The sequence below is a fragment of the Paenibacillus sp. HGH0039 genome (genome assembly GCF_000411255.1).
Lineage (GTDB): Bacteria > Bacillota > Bacilli > Paenibacillales > NBRC-103111 > Paenibacillus_F.
In genome coordinates this window covers 1,564,247-1,583,865 of the sequence record NZ_KE150413.1, presented here as the reverse complement: position 1 = coordinate 1,583,865, position 19,619 = coordinate 1,564,247, and the positions used below count along the sequence as shown (strand labels likewise).

20 protein-coding genes are annotated in these 19,619 nt (G+C 55.3%); 2 read left to right on the top strand and 18 right to left on the bottom strand.

Features of this window, described 5'->3' with window-relative positions; all coding sequences use genetic code 11:
• Nucleotides 1-40: 40 nt before the first annotated feature.
• From HMPREF1207_RS21550 to HMPREF1207_RS21535, 4 genes are all read right to left on the bottom strand, one after another.
• On the bottom strand, nt 41-883 hold the full coding sequence (locus HMPREF1207_RS21550) for an SMP-30/gluconolactonase/LRE family protein (RefSeq protein ID WP_009677260.1): 843 nt from the start codon (nt 881-883) through the stop codon (nt 41-43).
• Between the two features lie 102 nt (nt 884-985).
• Nucleotides 986-2,197 carry an ROK family transcriptional regulator gene (locus HMPREF1207_RS21545; protein WP_009677231.1) on the bottom strand — a complete coding sequence of 404 codons (1,212 nt, stop codon included), beginning with the start codon at nt 2,195-2,197 and terminating at the stop codon, nt 986-988.
• The gene (locus HMPREF1207_RS21540) at nt 2,190-2,726 is read right to left on the bottom strand and encodes a chromate transporter (protein ID WP_009677271.1); all 537 of its coding nucleotides are present in this window, start codon (nt 2,724-2,726) and stop codon (nt 2,190-2,192) included. Before HMPREF1207_RS21540 ends, HMPREF1207_RS21545 begins: the two co-directional genes overlap by 8 nt.
• 14 nt (nt 2,727-2,740) lie before the next feature.
• Nucleotides 2,741-3,415, bottom strand: a complete 675-nt coding sequence (locus HMPREF1207_RS21535; RefSeq protein ID WP_016423975.1) for a chromate transporter — start codon at nt 3,413-3,415, stop codon at nt 2,741-2,743.
• 381 nt (nt 3,416-3,796) lie between these two features.
• Here HMPREF1207_RS21535 and HMPREF1207_RS21530 point away from each other — a divergent pair, with 381 nt between their 5' ends.
• Complete coding sequence (locus HMPREF1207_RS21530) at nt 3,797-4,801, top strand: phosphatidylinositol-specific phospholipase C/glycerophosphodiester phosphodiesterase family protein (RefSeq protein WP_009677241.1); 1,005 nt, start codon at nt 3,797-3,799, stop codon at nt 4,799-4,801.
• Between the two features lie 202 nt (nt 4,802-5,003).
• Here HMPREF1207_RS21530 and HMPREF1207_RS21525 read toward each other — a convergent pair whose 3' ends face one another.
• From HMPREF1207_RS21525 to HMPREF1207_RS21460, 14 genes are all read right to left on the bottom strand, one after another.
• Nucleotides 5,004-5,237 (bottom strand): CsbD family protein, encoded by a 234-nt coding sequence (locus tag HMPREF1207_RS21525; protein WP_009677221.1) that lies wholly within the window; start codon nt 5,235-5,237, stop codon nt 5,004-5,006.
• Between the two features lie 292 nt (nt 5,238-5,529).
• Nucleotides 5,530-6,183: an HD domain-containing protein gene (locus HMPREF1207_RS21520; protein ID WP_009677261.1), complete on the bottom strand. Its 654-nt coding sequence runs from the start codon at nt 6,181-6,183 to the stop codon at nt 5,530-5,532.
• Between the two features lie 322 nt (nt 6,184-6,505).
• Nucleotides 6,506-7,225: a KDGP aldolase gene (locus tag HMPREF1207_RS21515; protein WP_009677236.1), complete on the bottom strand. Its 720-nt coding sequence runs from the start codon at nt 7,223-7,225 to the stop codon at nt 6,506-6,508.
• A gap of 44 nt (nt 7,226-7,269) precedes the next feature.
• Entirely contained in the window at nt 7,270-8,370 is a 1,101-nt protein-coding gene (locus HMPREF1207_RS21510) for a DgaE family pyridoxal phosphate-dependent ammonia lyase (RefSeq protein WP_009677262.1), read from the bottom strand.
• Nucleotides 8,371-8,448: 78 nt separating this feature from the next.
• Nucleotides 8,449-9,099, bottom strand: a complete 651-nt coding sequence (locus tag HMPREF1207_RS21505) for a DUF4310 family protein (protein WP_009677263.1) — start codon at nt 9,097-9,099, stop codon at nt 8,449-8,451.
• 1 nt (nt 9,100) lies between these two features.
• Entirely contained in the window at nt 9,101-9,886 is a 786-nt protein-coding gene (locus tag HMPREF1207_RS21500) for a DUF4311 domain-containing protein (RefSeq protein ID WP_009677250.1), read from the bottom strand.
• Nucleotides 9,887-9,963: 77 nt separating this feature from the next.
• On the bottom strand, nt 9,964-10,302 hold the full coding sequence (locus HMPREF1207_RS21495) for a DUF4312 family protein (RefSeq protein WP_009677254.1): 339 nt from the start codon (nt 10,300-10,302) through the stop codon (nt 9,964-9,966).
• Between the two features lie 3 nt (nt 10,303-10,305).
• Nucleotides 10,306-10,668: a glycine-rich SFCGS family protein gene (locus HMPREF1207_RS21490; protein WP_009677219.1), complete on the bottom strand. Its 363-nt coding sequence runs from the start codon at nt 10,666-10,668 to the stop codon at nt 10,306-10,308.
• A 13-nt stretch (nt 10,669-10,681) separates the two neighbouring features.
• A complete protein-coding gene (locus HMPREF1207_RS21485; RefSeq protein ID WP_009677274.1) occupies nt 10,682-11,047 on the bottom strand; it encodes a PRD domain-containing protein in 366 nt (121 codons plus the stop codon).
• Nucleotides 11,031-12,170, bottom strand: coding sequence for an amidohydrolase/deacetylase family metallohydrolase (locus tag HMPREF1207_RS21480; protein ID WP_009677237.1), 1,140 nt, complete (start codon nt 12,168-12,170; stop codon nt 11,031-11,033). Before HMPREF1207_RS21480 ends, HMPREF1207_RS21485 begins: the two co-directional genes overlap by 17 nt.
• Nucleotides 12,171-12,172: 2 nt before the next feature.
• A complete protein-coding gene (locus HMPREF1207_RS21475; RefSeq protein ID WP_009677232.1) occupies nt 12,173-14,095 on the bottom strand; it encodes a BglG family transcription antiterminator in 1,923 nt (640 codons plus the stop codon).
• Between the two features lie 197 nt (nt 14,096-14,292).
• Nucleotides 14,293-16,047 (bottom strand): phosphoenolpyruvate--protein phosphotransferase, encoded by a 1,755-nt coding sequence (ptsP, locus tag HMPREF1207_RS21470; RefSeq protein WP_009677265.1) that lies wholly within the window; start codon nt 16,045-16,047, stop codon nt 14,293-14,295.
• 8 nt (nt 16,048-16,055) lie between these two features.
• The gene (locus HMPREF1207_RS21465) at nt 16,056-16,313 is read right to left on the bottom strand and encodes an HPr family phosphocarrier protein (RefSeq protein ID WP_009677256.1); all 258 of its coding nucleotides are present in this window, start codon (nt 16,311-16,313) and stop codon (nt 16,056-16,058) included.
• A gap of 202 nt (nt 16,314-16,515) precedes the next feature.
• On the bottom strand, nt 16,516-17,772 hold the full coding sequence (locus tag HMPREF1207_RS21460; RefSeq protein ID WP_442950134.1) for an MFS transporter: 1,257 nt from the start codon (nt 17,770-17,772) through the stop codon (nt 16,516-16,518).
• Nucleotides 17,773-17,979: 207 nt separating this feature from the next.
• Here HMPREF1207_RS21460 and HMPREF1207_RS21455 point away from each other — a divergent pair, with 207 nt between their 5' ends.
• Nucleotides 17,980-19,197 carry a S8 family peptidase gene (locus tag HMPREF1207_RS21455; protein WP_009677245.1) on the top strand — a complete coding sequence of 406 codons (1,218 nt, stop codon included), beginning with the start codon at nt 17,980-17,982 and terminating at the stop codon, nt 19,195-19,197.
• Nucleotides 19,198-19,619: the final 422 nt, after the last annotated feature.

Sequence of the window (19,619 nt, the reverse complement as noted above, 5' to 3'; positions counted from 1 at the left end):
GTACGGAACCAAGTCTTTTTTTGATTCAAATGAAAGGGGTCTAAGAAGTGACGACCCCGCTGAGTACCCGGCATCGGCCGGGGGCGTCCGTGCGGAACTTTTCCACGTTGCCGTTGTCCGCTACGGTGACATAGACCGTTCTGCCGTCCGGACCGCCGAAAGTCAGGTTGGTACAGTTTTTGCCGTGCAGAACGACTTCCTGAAGAATGTTGCCCTGAGGGGAAATCTTCAGGACCGTTCCTTTGCCGAAACGGGTGCTGTACAGATTGCCCTGCGAATCGCAGCGCATGCCGTCCAGTCCGAAGTCGGGGAACTCGATGAACAGACGCTTGTTGGAAATCGCGCCCGCTTCGGTCAGATCGTATACCCAGATCCGGCGCTGAACGGATTCGTTCACATACAGCTTTTTCCCGTCCGGTGAAACTTCGATCCCGTTGGCTGTCCCCATTCCGCTCTCCAGAAGCGTCACATTGCCCGGGGTCACCCGCCAAATACTCCCCGTGTTGTTGCTCCAGTTCGGATCGCTTGCAAAAACAATATCGTTTGCCGAGATCGCAATATCGTTCGGCTGGTTCATTCCGGGTCCGTGCGCCCAGACCGTAACGGCTTTGGTGACCATGTCTACTTTCAGCACGTTATGGTTCTTATAATCGGCGATCAGCATCTCTCCGGCCCGCGTAAAACGGATTCCGTTGCCGATGCTGCCGTTCGGAAGCTCCACGAACACGCTGCTTTGGCCTGCCGGCGTTACTTTGCCGATGGTACCTTCTTTCGCATAATTAACGGCATACAAATTCCCTTGGGCATCGCAGGCGGGCCCTTCGATTCCACCCGTAAATCCGTGCGGAGGTGTAAATACACTGCTAGTGAACAATTTCTCCATGTCTGTTCTCTCCTTTTTTTATCAACTCCACCAATTAAAGGATATGTTATCTAGCCGAATCAGAGCTCGGCTTTTTTTCTGAGATCATGAACCGCCACAACCTTAGATCGCTGACAGCTGGCGGATAACCAGTCCTGCCGCCCCGATGGCGAGGGCTTCCTCTCCGAAACTTCCTTTGCTGAATAGCACCTGGTAGTCGGGGTAATAATAAGTTTTCTTTATCGCGGTCTGTGTGGCGGTATAGAAGAATAAATCATTCGTCGAAATAAGCGGTCCTCCGAGCACGACCTTCTCCGGATGCAGCATATTGAGCAGATTGGCAAGCCCGATGCCGAAATAGACGGCGGCCTGCGTGATGACTTCAACCGCCAGCGGGTCCCGGCTGTGGAGAGCCTGCACAATCTCGCGGAACGTAATCGCATCCGGACTGCCGAGCGCGGATAACACACTGGGCCGTCCCTGCTTGAGCCGCGCACGTATTTCGCGTTCGACGGCATAAATGGATGCATAGGACTCCAGCGCCCCGTAATTCCCCTCCTGGGACCGGGGGGCGACGCCATCCGTCTGGATGATCATCTGCCCGATCGAGCCTTCCATATCGACGGCCCCGTAGATGAGCTTCCCTTCGCTGAGCATGGACGAGCGGAGGCCGACGCCTAAGTGTACATACAGCATATGACGGAAGGAACGTTTCTGTCTGGACCAAGATTCCGCGAGAAGCGCCGTATTTGCTCCGTTATCGAGGAGCACGGGCAGCCCGAGCCGTTCCTCCAGCATATTTCGGACGGGCACGCCGTTCCAGCCGGGCGTCGGGAAATAACGCGGATTCAGGATGACGCCTTCCTCGCGGTTTACCGGGCCTACGGCTCCGACACCCATGCCGAGCACATGTCCGGGGGAAAAATCTCTGCGCTGCAGCATGGCTTCCGCTTCGTCGGCGACGGACGCCAGCAGCACATCCGGCGTCAGCCCCTCCTTCATTTCCCACGTCCTCGATTCAAGGACCTTCATCTGCATGTCGGTCAGGACGAGACGGGAAAGAGTACGGGATATATCTACACCGAATGCGCAGCCGTAATCCGCCTGAATTCGGTAAAGAACCGGTCTGCGGCCGCCCGTGGACGGGCCGTGCCCCGATTCGGCGATCAGGCCCTGTGCGCACAATTCGTCCAGCAGCCGGGTAAGTGTGCTTACGGTCAAGCCGCTTTCTTCCAGCAGCTCGATCTTGGAGACCGTCCCGCCCTGGCGGATCAGCTCGAACAACTCTTTTTGTTTGCGGTTTCCGATGCGCTCGGAAATCGGACTGTTAACCATAAATCGCTACACCCACTAACGCACTAAGCAGAATAACGGACAACGGATGCATCCGGTAACGGGTAAGCCCCAGCAGCGCCAGCAGGAAAATGGCCGCCGAAACGCCGGTCTTCCAGGTCCACCATTCCGCCCGGAAATAGGTAAAGCCAAGGCGCAGAGCCGCCACGACGACCAGCGCGGCCACGACGGGACGCAGCCCGTAAAAGACGGTTTTGACGGTTCGGTGCGTCCGGATGGCATAGAAGAAACGCGCGACGGCCGCGATCAGAACGACCGACGGGAGTACCATGCCCAGCACGGCAGCCGCCGCTCCGGGAAGCCCCATCGTCATTTTGCCGATATAAATCGCGCAGTTCGTCGCCAGCGGCCCCGGCGCCATGCCGGAAATCGCTACGGCTTCCGAAAACTGCTCCGGCGTCAGCCATCCCTGCAGTTCGACTTCATGCTGAATGGCCGGAATCATCGCGAATCCGCCCCCGAAGGAGAGAATTCCGATTTTGAGGAACGTCCAGAAAAGGGTGATCAGCATCTTGACTCTCCCCCTTATATGCCTTCGCCGAAATAACATTCGAGCTCGGGATAACGGGGAACGGCCGGATCAGCGGACCGCTCCCGTCTCCGTTTCTTAGGCTCGAAGCGAACGGCGAAGCCGAAATGTCCTTTTGCCAGCACCAGCACACAGCCGGCGGTGACGCCAAGCAGCATGACGAGCAGAGGGTGGATTCCCGTTAGAAGCAGAGCCGCGATAGAACCTGCGAAGACAAACAGCGAAGCGCCGTCGAATACCGAAGAGCGCAGCAGCTTCAATCCCGCGTAAGCGATCAGAGCCAGAACCGCCATCTGAATGCCTTCCATTGCCGCAATAACTTTAGGATACTGCCTGAACGCGGAAAAGCCAATAGCGAGTATAAGCACCAGCACGAAGGTAGGCAGCATCATGCCGAAAACGGCGGCAAGCATGCCGGGAACGCTTCCGAGCTTGTAGCCGATAAAGGCGGCCGCGTTCACGCCCACTCCGCCGGGAGCGACTCCCGACACCGAAATCACTTCGCCGAATTCGTCCTCGTCCAGCCAACGGCGGCGCAGCACGATCTCCCGTTCGAGAATGGGCAGCATGGCAAAGCCTCCGCCAAAGGAAACGGGGCCGATGCGGGCGAACGAACCGAATAATTGCAGCAGCAGTTTCAAACGGGCAGCGGAAAATTTCAAGAGAGTCATCTTCTTTCGTGTCTGAATATATGGATAACTCCATTCTAAACGACTTTTTATCATTTTGAAATAAACTTATGCGTATTTCTATTCAAATAGACGAATTTATTATTTTATAAGCCGAATTTAGATTCACTTATCATTCATTTTATATAAAAGTTGGGATTTTTAACGCCAATTTCCTCTCTTTATAAACCTAAAATCCGATGCTTATAATAGGACTAAAATTCCAAATTTCGACAAAATATAAGCATACGTGCCTAATTTCTTGTTTCACTCCAATTTTACCGGGTAAATAAAGTTAGTTTCTAACAACCCATACGTCATGCGCTCAATCCCCGCTTTGAGGTGTTGAGACAGAAGATGAATAACATGAAGGAGGTTGTTTTAGTGAACAAACACTTAACGGGAGTTCTCGCTCTTCTGCTTACGCTGGCGCTGCTGCCTTTCCAGCATGCATCGGCCAAAGAAGCGGAGCCTTGGACCGATCAGACCCTGATCGCTCATGCGATGGGCGGAATTTCCGGTGAAACTCTCACAAACTCATATGAAGCTTTTCTGATCAATTACGAAAAAGGTCACCGCCTATTCGAAGTCGATCTTAACTTGACATCGGACGGCCAGCTCGCGGCACGGCACGACTGGCTCCGTTATTTGTCCGATCGTCTGCAGCCGACCCTTCCCGATCATCTTAAAGACGGACCTGTCACCTTGGCGGAATTCAAACGGCACAAAATTTTGAACAAATATACGCCTCTTGATCTCGATCTGCTGCTTCAACTGCTGGAGCAGTACCCCGATGCCTACATCGTAACCGATACGAAAAGCGAAGACCCGGAAGTCGTACAGAAGCAGTTCCAGCTTATCGTTCAACAAGCAAAAGCGGTAAATCCGGCTCTTCTGGAACGCATTGTTCCGGAATTGTACGAAATCGACATGATCAACCAAGTGAAGAAGATCTATGATTTTCCAAACTATTTCTTCTCCATCTACATGACCAGCTACTCCGAAAAAGAAATCATCTCGCTGGTGAAGAAAAATAACATCAAGGCGGTAGCGATGCCGGTCGAACGGGCTACCTCTACGATGATCGGCGGCCTGAGCAGCCTGGGTGTTCCCGTCTATGTCCATACGGTGAATGAGTTGAAGGAAATCAACAAGCTGAAAAAAATCGGCGTGCACGGCTTTTACACCGATTTTCTGAGTTACCGTGAAGTTTCGCCGGATTCGGCGGCCGCCAAAACACAGACCGCGGTCAAAGCGGCATCGGCTGGGCCAGCGGGCGACCAGGCAAACAGCGTGGTACAAGCCGGGGAAAAACCGGCTGCCGGGGCGCCTAAAGAGACGCTTATGCAAAAGCTCGCTTCGCTTGTCATTCAAGTTTTTGAAAAGTAAACGATCAAACGGGTTCGCTCATCCGGCGGCCCGTTTTTTGCGCCTGAAAAACGGGCCTCTTCCCGCCCTGCGCTAAGATGCCTCATTTCCGCTTCTGGCGGCTTCACTTTACCCGGATATGCAAAGAAACCGGATCACGAGGATCCGGTTTCTTCTTATAGGAACGGAGCACGCTCCGTTTCTTTTCTACTAATTGGCCTGCTTAGATACGGCGATCGGCGTCTGCGGGAGCTTCGTCACGGTAGTTGCTGGACCAGCGGTGATATTCGTCCTCCGCGGCATCCTTCGTATGCCCGTAACGCTCTTGAAGCTTTCCTACAAGTTTATCTTTCTCGCCATTAATAACATCCATGTCGTCGTCCGTGAGTTTACCCCACTGTTTTTGCGCTTCCCCTTTGAGCTGTTTCCATTTCCCTTTGAATACGTTGTTGTCCATGGTATCTCATCTCCTTAGAGGGTTATTGGTTATCTCTACAATTCTTACTTACCCTGCAAGGCGTTTGATGAAACCCCGGAGCCCGTACTTCGAGAGGCTGCGCATCAAAAGAGCCGACTCTCTTGGAATCCAAGCAGCTGTCGGCTATCTTTATTACATCACACTTCCTCCCGCCGCGGCAGGGGGAAATTTTTACAGAAAGGGATACAAATATCCACTTAAACAGGACGCTTCGTTGTCACCTTGCGAGAGCGTCTTACCGTTCGACTTCTACCGCTCTCGCCTGCCGGAACTACAGGCCCTTTCCCAGGTTCCATTCGGAATAAAACCGCACCAGATACTGCTCCATAAACTCATGCCGTTCCTCGGCCAGCTGCCTGCCGGTTTCCGTATTCATCAGCTCTTTAAGCTTGAGAAGCTTCTCGTAAAAATGATTGATCGCGGTGCTCTTGCCTTCTCGGTACTGTTCCGCCGTCATTTCAGAGCGCGGTTCGAGATGCGGATCATAAATCAGGCTTCCGCGCGCCCCCGCGTAAACGAATGTCCGCGCTATGCCGATGGCTCCGATCGCATCGAGCCGGTCCGCATCCTGGACGATCCTGCCCTCGAGTGTGCTCATCTTTGTGCCGGTTCCGCCCTGAAAAGACAAGGTTCCGATGATGTCAAGGATATGCCGGACCGCTTCGCCGGGCACCTCGTTGTCCGCCAGCCACGCGGCGAGTTTCTCGGTTTCCTTCTTTTTGTCGTCCACCAGCTTCTCGTCAATGAGATCATGCAGTAAAGCAGCCATTTCGCACACAAACTCGTCCGCGTTCTCCTTCTTCGCGATAAGCTTGGCCAAACGCGTTACACGGTGAATATGCCACCAGTCGTGTCCGGTCGGTTCGTCCTTCAGCTTTTCCCCTGCCAATTGATACGCTTTCTCCAAAACAGTCTGTAGTTCCATAGCATACAATCCTTTTTAAATAATAATTGTGGAAAGAACGCCTCGATTTTGCCACGGTTTGCTTCTGATTTGCAGCGGATCCAATCTCCGGACAAAAAAAAGTGTACTCCCCGGAATTGCGAGAGTACCAGAACGTGTGGAGTGTGAAATTGAAGCTGACCCGTACCCTTATTACACCATAAATAGACAAAGTTCATAAGGGATAAATTCGGCGAATAAAGGGCACAATTATCTACTCTTTACTTGGAATTGCCCTATTCTCAGCAAAAATACCGCATACGGCTCCAGCCTGCATGCGGTATTGGGCTTTTTACAGCATCTATTAAGAAATAGCGCGAAGCAATTCCTTCACATCTTCAATGCGCGTCAAACCGGTTGCGGAATCGATAATCGACGTGTACACGTGAGGAATGATGATTTCCGCCCCGTTCTCCGCACAAACTTCCACGACTTTGCCGATGGTATCGATGTCGATGCCGCCGGTCGGTTCGAAAATTTTGATTCCCTGTGCGACGGAAGCTTTCACCATTGCCGCCAACTCGTCCAAATGCTGCGTTCCGCCGATCGGATAGAACTTAACGGAGTGAACGCCGATTTCAGCGAGCATAGCCGCTGCCGCTTCACAAGAAATCGTGTCGTTTTCAAAAGAAACGCTGGTCGGTCCCGTGGCGATTCTGACTTGACCGGCCGTTCCGCTTGGCGTGATCAAGGCGTTCACGAGCGTATCTTCGCTGCCCACCGCGCGCATAGCTCCGAGCGTGTAGCCCGCAGCCGGGAACACCTGGTTGACGTGAGCCGGTTTCGTGCGGACGGAAACGTCCACAACCTTGCTCCACATCGCCGGATCGCCGGCGCCGAGACCTACCGAAACCGGTACGCCTGCGGCTTGAAATTCCTCTACGGTTTTAACCGCTTCATCCACGGACGGGAAGTTCTTAACCATCAGGCCCACATACACGCGGCCTTCCGCTGCTTCTACGATTTGCTTGGCGTTTTCAGCCGTTTTCGCTAATACGTTTAATTTAATCGTCGGTTGTGCCATTTCGTTCTCTCCATCTCCTTTATCTTTAAGCGGGTTTTTAAAGACTAGGCTTGCAGAATTTCCTTGATTCTCTGGGCGATTACACGCTCCTGGCCTTCCAGCAGAGGACGCGGGTCCACGCTGATGATTCCGAGGTTGGAGTAATGATTGCGAGTGTACACGGCCGGACTGCCGGATTCGAGCTCCTTGATGAGCTCGTAGGCGGTTTTGCCGGCGGCTTTCGCGTCAATGGTGAGCTGCGCGCGGTAGATGGCGCGTCCGGCTTCGTCCTGAGTGATGGCACCCTTCACGCCGGGAACGTCTTTCAGCTCCGCGATGAGCCATTCCATGCGCTCACGCTGCTGCTGGGACTCGTCCGGGCGGTTGTCGTAACGGCGAAGCGCGGTCAGGAGGCCGATGATGCCCTCCTTGCCGATCTTCATCGGACGGCCGACGCCTTTGTACTGCGCCCTGCAGGCGACCATCAGGTCCGCGCGTCCGCAGATGAAGCCGGACGTCGGGCCTTCAAGGGCTTTGCCGCCGCTGTACACGACGATCTCCACGCCCATCGCGACGTACTTGCGGAAATCTTCTTCGGCAGCCGCGTCCACGATAAGCGGAATGCCTTTGTCCTTGGCGATTGCCGCCATCGTTTCGATGGACTGCATGCCCTTCTGCACCGCGTGGTGAGACTTCACATACAGCAGGGCGGCGGTTTTGTCCGTGACCGCTTCCGCGATGTGGTCTTTCTCCACGTGGTTGGCCTGGCCCACCTCGACGACTTTGCCGCCGCCGATCGCGATCATCTGCGGAATGGACGCTCCGAAATGGACGGAGTGGCCTTTCTGGATGACGATCTCGTTGCGGAGGCCGTCGGTGAGCGGAATACGCTCGATCAGCGACAGGCTCGTGCCGGCGATAACGGCCGCGACCGAAATCGCGATGCCTCCGGCCGCGCCTGTGGTCGGACAGCCGTCTTCGGCGCCCGTCACCTCGGCGATGACCTTGCCGGCCTGCACCATCAGCTCGCTGATGTCCACGTAGTCCATTGCCGCCTCGGCAACCGCCGCCGCCACATCTTTGTGGACGGCGCTGGCTCCGAGGGCGGTCATTTTGCCGCTTGCATTGATGACTTGCTTACAACCGTAACGCTCGAAAATACTCATGGTCTCTCTCCTCTATCCTTGATTTGAATCCATGGTATGAACATCTTGTCGTGCAGAGCTAATTTTCGCCAATCTCGCTTATTTCGTTACGATCGGGAAGATCGCGCCGAGGATCATGGCTCCGATAATCGCGCCGCCGGCGATCGGCTTTTTGTAATAGTAGAAAATAGCTGCGCCGATAGTTGCGCCGATCCCGACCGGAATGGAAGCCATAACGGCGGAGATGACAATCAGCGGGCCCAGATAACGCCCGGAGGCGTTCCCCGCACCCATCATGACATCCGCTCCGAACGTCGAATTCGAGGCGTTGATCGTAAATTTACGAATCAGGACGATGACTGCACCGACGGCTACGCCCAGTACGGCGCCTGTCAGAAGTGCCAGCGGGAAGTTCGTGAGCGGTGCCGTCATACCGGCGCCGAGCATAAGAGCCGGCACACCGATGCCGATTCCGGTTTGAAGCGAGCCGCCGATGTCGAGGATACCGACCAGAGGGGCCTCGAGAATACGGGCGAACAGGAAGCTTGCGCCGAATGCCGCTGCGGCCCCGTAGCTGCCGCCCTTCAGACCGGCTTCCAGCATGGCGACGATCGCGATATCGTTAAAAGCGCCTACATGATATACATAGTATAAGTGAGTTCCGGCGAAAATCCCAGAAGAAAGACAAGCGACGAATAAAACAAATGCCCACTCGGAATACCAGAAGCCTTTTTGCAAGTTATTTTCCATGTTATTTCACCACCGATCCGAAGAATGCGTGCAGGTCGATAAGCCACTGCGGCGTTGTCAGGCTCATGCTCTTAAGAAGCGCCACGTCAAACGCGCGGAAGAATCCGCTGAAAATGAACAGCAGGATAACGGCAACGAGCATGGTCTTCGTAATCCGGTTCCAGCCGCTGTCGTCTACACCCTTACCGATCAGAATCCCCAGCACGATACCCGGCACGGCGTTGCCCATGACAAGGTGGGAGAAACCGCCGAGCATGGTCGCCCATACGCCGGTCCGTTTGCCCGCATCCATGGCTGCGGTCCAGAATACGATCGGCATGATCGGATTGATCAGCCAGTTCGCCGCCGGGACCAATACCTTCGTCGCCACGGATTGCAGCGAAGCCGGAATTGCGGCGGCGGTCGAGTTCAGAAGCGCGACCACTACGGCGCCGATAATCGCACCGGCCCAAGCCATTTTACGCGGATCGTGGAGAGTTTCTTCCAGCTTTTTGTTACGGGAAAGCAGCGCAGCGGCAGACCAGTGCGGAATGATCCGATGGTCGACGTCCTGGGTCAGGGCGCCTGCGCCCACGACGGATGCCCAGGCGTTGAACAGGAAGCCGAGGCCGAACGAGAAGTGAGCGACGGCGTCGCCTTCGCAGGCATTCAGCTCGCCGAATGTCCGGAACGCGCCCATCCCTTGGACGTTCGGTGCGTGGAACATCCGCGCTGCGCCGGCTCCGACCCCGAAACCGACCAGGAGTCCGATAATAATGGACTCAAATACGATCATCAATGTGTTCATGTGTATCCCCCAAAACTTCAGTCTACAGGTGGTCTCCAGTTCTCTCTATCCTCACACAAAACAGCTGCCCCGGCAGCTCAGCGCATATGAAGCAGACGCTGATACTTGCTCAGGTTCTCTTTATTTTCTGTAAATTCCACTTCCGAAAGGTTTACATATTTCAGTTTGACCGTTATTCGCAGAGTCACCTCGTAGCGAGTTCTCGTCCGCGGAAATAAGAATCCGAGAAACTTCTCACTGTATTGCGTCAAATGGGCCGAAACGACTTCCACATCCTGAGGCTCGATTTGCAGAAGAACATCTGACGTCTCCTTCGAAATTTGGCTTTTCATGCGGGTCAGAGCCTGTTGAAAAGCTCCCTGCTTGGTTTCCGACATCCCGCTTACGACGAGTGTTAACGGCTTTTCCTGAAACATGGCTTACCTCCCGTTTTTCTTGATATATTCTTCGGTTAAACGGCGGCCGAGTTCTTCGACATCCATGAAACCGAACCCAAGAACTTTTTTACCTTCGCGGATCGCCGTAACGCCCGCATCAATGGAACGCATGCCGAATTCCATCGGATATTTGTATTTGGTATTCGCCGTAACCGCACCCGCTCCGCCGCTTCCGCAGAAGGAGATGCCGAAATCCGCGTTTTCCTTGTTCATCATGTCGCCGAGCTTCATGTCAGCGCCTACGCCCGGAATCACAATCGCGACGCCGCCCGCAGCCTCTACCCCTTTTGCCACGTTCTGGCCTTTACCGAGACGATCACCGATAACTACTTTCACTTTTTCCATGAACTTTCACTCCTCAAAGGTTGGTTTTGGCCGCTTCGAAATGAACAGCCAGGAAGAATACTTCGGCGTCATCCAGTTTCCTTTGCGGCGGCATGTTGTAGTCGGAGAACAAGCGCTTGCTGAGATCTATGGACTCCGCACTGATCTCCTCGAACATCTCCGGCTCGATTTCCGGCAAATATTCGTCCTGATCGACTCTTCTCAGGAAAGCGAGAAGATGAATGCCGATGATGACGGCTTTCGTATGCGGTATACTAAGCCCGATCTCTTGCGACATCGGACGAAGTTTCGTTAACAGGTCTTTTACCACTTCGAGCTTTTCGGGAGAAGTTTCCGTTTTTTGCGGAATTTCTTCCAGGACTTCATTTACGTTGTACATGGTGTATCGCTCCAGCTCTTAAAGTATATTGCGGCAGCAGCTGCTGATCGTATTGAACTGTCTTGCCTTCCGAATCCGTAAGGGAAACGGGCTCCTGCACAAGCCGGAATACGGTGATGTCCGCTTCGGCGCCTTCGCGGAGGGTGCCGATTTCGTTTTCGCGTTGAATGGCTTTGGCCGGGGCCACGGTGGACCAGGCCACAACCTGCTCCAGGGAATAACCCATCGCCAGGAGCTTCGTCATTGTCAGGGCGAGGCTGTAAACCGGTCCGCGCTCCAGATTCTCCAGATACAAGTCCGTGGAAATGGAGTACGGATCAATGCCCAGTTCCTTCGCTTTAACCATCGTATCGAAGCTGAAGCTGGAGCTGCCGTGTCCGACATCGAACAGGACGCCGCGTTCCAGCGCGCGGACCGCCTGCGGAATCGGGCCTCCGTCCGGGCTCAGGATGCCGCCCGCTTTACCGTGGAAGGCATGCGTGACGACATCGCCGGCTTCCAGCAGATCCAGCACGTCTCCGAGTTGAGGCGGGGCGTTGCCGATATGGACCATCACCGGAAGGCCGGCTTCCCTCGCCGTATCCTTGGCGATCTGCAGAGGCCGGATGCCGCTTGTTTTGACAACCGAGCCGCTCATGCGGGCCTTGATCCCGATAATCCGGTCCCGGTTGCGGTCGATAACCGCCAGGACTTCCTTGGGATCGAGCTTGGTCAGATCGGCGAGCTCCGAGCGTCCTTCTACGAGGCCCGGCGCCGAGATATTCAGCCAGGCGTAAACGCGGCTTTTGCTCGGCTCTATGCTTCTGCGGACGAAATCGTCGAAATTGGCGGCTCCCGAGCTGCCGGCGTCGACAACGGTCGTTACCCCTTGGTCGATTCCGACGCGGTCAGGGGCTACGCCCATGGCAGGCACGCCTTCATAAATGTGGGTATGAATATCGATGAAACCCGGCGATACATAACTCCCCGAAGCGTCGAGCGTTTGCCCGGCCTCTATGGCAGCCGTACCCGGCTTGAATACACCTGTGATTTTCCCTCCGCTGACCGCAACGTCAAATGCACCGGATATTCCTGTGGATGGATCGATTACTGTTCCTCCGTGGATCAACAAATCCGCTTTCATGGTTACGCACTCCTCTCAAAGTACCGTAGAATGGCCATTACTTCGCCTTCCGTCGCGTGGATGCGATGTTCGGAAAGCAGCATTTTTAATTCCTCCGCCAGCTCGCCTTCCGCCCCTTCGGCTGAAGGAGCGGAGCCCGTCTGGATATAAGCCGTATCGAATGCGATGCGGTTCATCATAAAAAGCAGATGAAGCGTCAAGCCTTCGAGTCTCTCTTCATTCAGATACGGAGCGAAACGTGTCCGGATTGCCCGGCTCAGTTCGAAGCCTCTCCAGATGATATCCTGGAATTTCTGCTCCAGATAGGAAAGCTCGGGCCGCTGCAGGCTCGATGACCGGCCTGCCGACGCGCCCTCCGCACCCCCATGTTTCTCCAGGGTTTCAAGCCTAAGCCGGATCGATTTGAAATCGTTCTTATCCGGAATCGGATTGACTACCACAACGGGTACGTGCGCTTCAATCGGGAAAATACTGATGACCAGATCGAAATCGCCGACAACCTGCTTGTCGAACTCCATCACGGAACAGAAAGCCGCGACCTGGAGTGTCTTGATTTCGTTTTCGATGACCGTCTTCAAAAGCTTCGATGTCCCCCGGCCGGTTCCGCATACGACCAGTGCCCGGTACCGCTGGACTTCCTGCCTGCGTTCGAAAGCGGCCTGAAAGTGAAGAACAATATAAGCGATATCCGAGTCCGATAATAGAATGCCGTAAGGGGAAAATACTTCTCCGCAGGCGGATCTCACGGTTTCGAACATGGTCCGGTAAGATCTGAGTATTTCTTGAAGCAGCGGATTCGGCTCCGCGACTCCGTAGCTGTACTTGTTCAGTTTGTCTGCGATATGCGCATGCAGATGCTGCATGAGATCCGGATCTTTGCGGAACCGAACATGAACCGACTCGCTGACTTTGTCGATAAGTTTCTTCGTCACGGCAAAAGCGTCGGGCAGCTGCGCCCCTTCTTCATCCCTCGCTTCAAGCAGCGGGGGGATCAGGCCGATTGCCGGAAGGCTGACGTAGCGGATGTTCTCTTCCGAAAGAGGAAGCTCCAGCTCCGCGAACAGCCCCGTCAGCTTCTGCCGGAATAAATCCGAGATGCTGAGGTGATAGCCGGCCAGCGTCCGCTGATCGAAGGCGGCAGGGCGTTCGCCGGAATCGGCGGCCGGTTGTTCCTCCGCCGGGCGCTGCCTCTGAATGACGATGCAGAGCCGGATAAACACCCCGATGATCGCATTGTCCGTCAGCAGCAGCTGGGTTTTCTCCCGGATTTCGCGGACCAGGGAGCCCACATCCTCGAACACGCGGTCCAGATCGCGCACCGGCTGCAGAAACCATTCCAGCAGCTTGCTGAAGTGGAGGTGCGGCCTACGCTCCTGCACGACTCCCTGCACGATCTGGAACATGTCGTTGCCGTCCAGCAGGTCCTGGATCACATGCTCCAGCACGGCCCTCCTTCTCATTTCGGAACCGCTTACCCGGATTCCGTGCCGGGTGCGGTTCAACGTCAGTCCCGAGTCGGCAAGCAGCTGATCGGCCAAAGCCAAATCCGCCTGAACGGTGTTCCGGCTTACATCGTGCTTAACGACGAGTTCGCCGATGGTGAGGTAGCCGTCCAGCAGCAGCAGATCGATCAGCATGTGCCTCATCCGTCCCTGCTGGTTCAGAAAGACGTGCTCGCCGACCGCATCCAGCTTCTCCAGCAGATGAATGCGGTCCGTATCGCTGCAGTCGATCCAGATCCCCCGGCTCGGCTTCGACAGCAGTTCAATCTGCTCCTGCTGCAGCCAAAGCCGGATGGATTCGAGATCGTATTTCACGGTTCGTTCGCTGACTTGAAACTCTTCCGCACATTCCTTGATGCGGAGCGGACTGTGGGAATAGACGATTTTTTTGAGCAGTGCACGAGATCGCGTTGTGAGCGTCATGATATCCCCTCCTGCATATTCATCCTGTTAACGTCTATTGTACCACTACCCCGCCCGCCGGTACGGAAGAAAAACAAGGCCTTTCCCGCCGCGGTACCGCATCCGCAGTTTCCGCTGATTTCACTCGTAAGCGAGCGTTCTTTCATTCGGAGGTATTTATAGACTTACCGGTATATCGGGCCGGCCCGCGCAAAAGTTTACAGCCACTCCGCCACGGCCGGAACCCGGCTTATGATGTGCCGACGAATTTCCTCGGCCGTATCCAGTTCCAGCGCTTCGTCCGCCAGAAGGCTCAGCTCGCTCCGGTTCAGCTTATGCATCAGCGCCCGTGCCGTAGCGACGGAGCCGCTTCCCATGCTGAACTCATCCAGCCCCATGCCCAGCAGCAGCGGAATCGCGATGACGCTGCCGGCCATTTCGCCGCACATGCCGACCCAGCGGCCTTTCTCGTGCGCCGCCCTGATCACGTGGCGGATCAGCCGGAGCACACCGGGATTGAACGGTTCGCTCAAATGCGCGATCGTTTCGTTCATCCGGTCGGCCGCCATCATGTACTGCACGAGATCGTTGGTCCCGATGCTGAAGAAGTCCGCTTCGCGCGCCAGCTGATCGGCCGCCATGCCCGCCGCCGGCACCTCGATCATGATGCCTACCTCGATGTCCTGCGCGTACTTGATGCCTTCCGCGTCCAGCCCGGCTTTGGCATCGGCCAGGACCGCGTTCGCCTGGCGGAGCTCTTCGATGTTCGAGATCATGGGATACATGATCTTCACATTGCCGTAAGCGCTCGCACGGAGTATCGCGCGCAGCTGCGTGAGGAACAGATCCTTCCGGTCGAGGCAGAGGCGGATAGCGCGATAGCCCAGGAACGGGTTCGCTTCCTTCGGCAGGCTCAGGTAAGGAAGTTCTTTATCTCCGCCGATGTCCAGCGTCCGGATGACGACCGGCTGGCCGGCGAACATTTCGGCCACGATCTTGTAGGCCAGAAACTGCTCTTCTTCCGTCGGCATCGTATCGCGCCCCATGTACAGGAACTCCGTCCGGTACAGCCCGATGCCTTCGGCTCCGCCGTCTCTGGCGGCCTGGGCGTCCTGCGGGCTGCCGATGTTCGCGGCGAGCTCGACATGATGCCCGTCCGCGGTTTCGGTCGGGCGTCCGATGTAGGCGCCCAGCCGCGAGCGGCGCTCTTCGTACCGGACCTGCTTGCTCCGGTACAGCTCCAGCAGCCCGGCATCGGGGTTGATGTGCACGGTGCCTTCGCCTCCGTCCACGATCACGTAGTCGCCGGGCTGTACCCGCGCGGCTCCCGCGCCCATGCCGACGACCGCCGGAATTTCCAGCGAGCGGGCCATGATCGCCGAGTGCGAGGTACGGCCGCCCACCGCCGTAACGAAGCCGGCGATGCGGCTGCGGTCGAGCCGCGCCGTATCCGACGGCGTCAAGTCATGGGCGAAGAGGACGACCGCTTCGCCCCCGCCGCCCATATCGCCGGCGGATTCCCCGCGCAGCAGGCGCTGAAGGCGGCCCGCCACATCGCGGATGTCCGAGGCGCGTTCGCGCATGTAGGCGTCGCTCATGTTCTCGAACAGCTCCACGAGCGCCTTCGCCGCGTCTTCCACGGCCGCTTCGGCGTTCAGCCGCTCCGAGCGGACGGCGTCGGCCGCCGCCCCGACGAAATCGTCGTCTTCGAGCAGCAGCATGTGCGTTTCGAAGATTTCGGCGTGAGCCTCGCCCAGTTTGAGAGCGGTTTCTTCTTTGAGGCACTGAAGCTCGTCAAGCGCCTCCCGTGTCTTCTCCTCCAGCCTTGCAACCTCGGCTGCGGTTTCCTCTTCCGCCAGCGTTCTGCGCGGTGCTTTCTCTGCCTGCGGCTGCCATAAATGCGCTTTCCCCATCGCATAGCCGGGAGCGGCCGCGATGCCCTTTACGCTTGCGGTTTCTCTCTCCTCTATCATCCGGTCACCTATTCAAGTACGGATTCGAGCATGGTTCCCAGCTCGTTTACCGCTTCTTCTTCCTGTTCGCCGGAAGCTTTGACCGTTACTTTATCGCCGTAACGCATTTCCAGGGAAAGCAGCCCGACGATGCTTTTCGCATTAACGCTTTTGTCGCCCTTGGCAATCGTGATGTCGCATGTAAACGCTTTTGCTTTTTTCATAAGTGCCCCTGCGGGACGCGAGTGAATACCTAACGGATTCTGTACGGAAAACTCTTTCTCCATTTGGGGTATCTCCTTCCGATTTAAAACGGTTTCTGTATGGCTTAAACATTTTGTAAAGGAAAGGTTCCTGTAAGCCCAAGATAACGCAACCGCTTCCAACTGAAAAGATCAAACCTTTTGCACCATCCTCGGTGCAAAAAGAAAACCGGATCTGGGAAGATAGTCCCAAATCCGGTTATTCCGGCCTAGTTTCACAGGCAATTCAGGCAGAAAAAGTAGGCGGCCGAGGCGGATTTCCTTCCTCCCGGAGAGGTTCCGCGCCCTCTCTTTTTTTCCGGCCGTCGGCCATCAGCCTGACCGCTTTCGCCTGTACGACCGGAATCGAAATCAGACTGACGAGCGTGACGCCGATGATGGAAATGTACAGCCAGCCCTCCAGTTTATCCAAGGACATAATGAATACGAGCAGCACAATCCGCATGCCGACCAGCATGCTTTCCCGCCAGATGAGGAAAGCCGCTTTCCGGCCCGGAGCATAGTCCTCGATACATTGAAACTGCTGGGCGTTCCAGATCATCGCAAAGAAAAACATGCCGAACGCCGTAAGCACATTCGAGAGGATCAGCAGCGGTTTGAGGGGAAACATCGCGATCACAAACCCGGCCGACAGCAGAAGAACGCCGAGCCAGAGACAGAATTGATCGTTCCATTTGAACTTCCGGTACAGAATAAGCCCGAGAAAGGCCGCCCCCGTGTAGAGCAGGTTCAGCAGTGCGATCAGCAGCTTATCTTGGGTAACCGTGAACGTGAAGACGAGCGTAAACAGGTTTTGAAACTGAAGGAATACGCCTCCAGCCAATATCGAAAGGATCAGCCAGACGGAATGGCGGTCGCCGAAAACCCGCTTCCACTGAAGCTGCCGCCAGAAGCCGAGCCCGGGCGTCTCCGTTCTGGGCAGGGCGATACGGGGCATGGTAGCCGAGAAAACCAGCATGACGATCAGAAAGACAAACATCAGAACAAACGAGCTTTCATAACCGAACCAGCCGATAAACTGGGCCGAAATAATAGGAATAACCATGGACAGAATCGAAGCGATGAGATTGTTCGCCGCAAAAAAGGAAGCGATTTCAGTTCCTTTCCCGGAAAAAGAAACGCTTAGATTTTGGGCGACCGTATAGAACCCCCACATGAGACCGACCGGAAATCCGATCAGGGCGATCCACAGAATCCGGTTCTCCAGCGTAAGGAACGTCAGCATAATAAATGCCGCCGCACCTCCGAATGCGGACAAGGCGAGCAGCAGGCGGATCGTGCGGTGGTAGAGCAGCTTCGCCCCGAGAACGAACGAAAATCCCCAGCCGAAAAACATCACCATGTTGAACCAGGAAATTTCAAAAATGCTGGTATTGGCCTGCCAGATATACAGGTTCACAAAAATCCCGATGTAAATAAAAATGATGGACGACACAAAGTTCATGATCAGCATTTTTCGTATGTTCGTCGACAACGGATTCACCCTTCCGGCTTAAGCGTCCAATCGATCGGGAAAATTTTCCGATTCTCAAGCCCTTTCCGCATTATAAGCATAAGTTGTAAGCGCGTCCATCATTAAATTTGTTAAATATATGCGATTATTTTTTATAAAAGGACAACCCCCCAATCCTCTCAATCTTGCGGTTCATAGCATAGAGAGATTTCTAATCGAATCCGGGAGGAATGATCCATGACGACTTTGATCACCGTACTCGCTTTTATTGCCGCCGCAGCCGTCGTTTTTTTCATTTTCCATCAAAAAGAATTGCCGAAAGAACCCCATCAGCCCTGCCAACTGATCGTGAAATTCAAGCCGGACACCCCGGAAGAATTTATTGCAAAACTTCATAAAAAATACAAATGCAAGGTGCTGGAAACATGCAGCACGCTCGGTCACCAGGTTTTGTTCACGAAGCAGCCCCTTCGCAAAACGATCAAGCGTTATGAAAAACACGAAGTGCTGGAGTATGCCGAATTAAACTATAGGTATCAGGCGTTCGAGTCCGCGCCTTCCGGCGGCAAAAAGCAAGGAAAAGGGCAGTCCTCCTCGGATGTGAATGTATTTGCCATCCCTAACGACCCTTATTTCAGCCTCTATCAGTACGGTCCGCAAAAAATTTCGGCGCCCTCGGCATGGGATGTGGCGCAAAGCGCCAGTTCGGTCGTCATCGCCGTCCTGGATACGGGAGTCGAGCTGACTCATCCGGATCTGGCCGCGCATCTGGTTCCCGGTTACGATTACGTGGACAATGATTCGAATCCGAGTGACGGCAACGGACACGGCACCCATGTGGCGGGCATTGCGGCCGCCGTTACGAACAACGGGATCGGAATCGCCGGCGTCGCCCCGCTCGCTTCCATTCAGCCTGTCCGCGTTCTTGACAACTCCGGCAGCGGAACAGTAAGCAATATCTCCAACGCGATCATATACGCCTCCTTCTTCGGCGCCAAGGTCATCAACCTGAGTCTCGGTTCCCCGTACAGTTCGACTACTCTCCAATACGCGCTCGATTACGCCTGGGGCAAAGGCTCGGTCATCGTGGCTTCGGCCGGGAATGACGGAAGCACGACACCCAACTATCCGGCCGCTTATTCGACGGTTATATCCGTAGCTTCCACAGATTCGGCCGACAACATTTCCTCTTTCTCCAACCGCGGAAGCTGGGTACAGGTCGCCGCGCCCGGGACGACGATCCTCTCGACGTTCCCCGGCTCCAGCTACGCCTATCTCAGCGGCACGTCCATGTCCGCTCCCCACGTGTCGGGTGTAGCCGCTCTCCTTGCTGGACAGGGCCGTACGAATGCGCAAATCCGGGACGCGATTCTGTTTAACGCCGATCCGATTTTCGGAACGGGGACGTACTGGGTGTACGGCCGGGTCAACGCAGACCGCGCCGTACGCTCCTGAGCAGGGCGGGTAGGGAGACCGTTCGGAGAGGCTGCAAGTTGATGCCGCATGTGAGGTTATTGGACCGTGAGGGTACAGGACCGTTTATGGTGAAGTTTACGAAGCCGATTGTGCAGACTTTCAGTGAAGCCCGCCTCCGGCGACCGTCTCTGACATTCGGCCGAACGGGACGAACCTCCCCTATTTCCGGATCCGGATATCCATTACAAGGAATATTCAAAAACACGGATATCCGAAGATGGTCGCCTCTTACGGCGTTCCCCGCTTCAGAGATGCACTAGAGCAAAAGCTCCCATGACGGGGGCTTTTTAATTGTCCGGCCTCTTTATTTCAGCCATTCTCAGTCCTTTAATTGGAGACGTTCTCCAAATCTTTCGATTTTCTCGGAAATAAATCGCTTACAGCCCGTTTTGTCCGCCGTA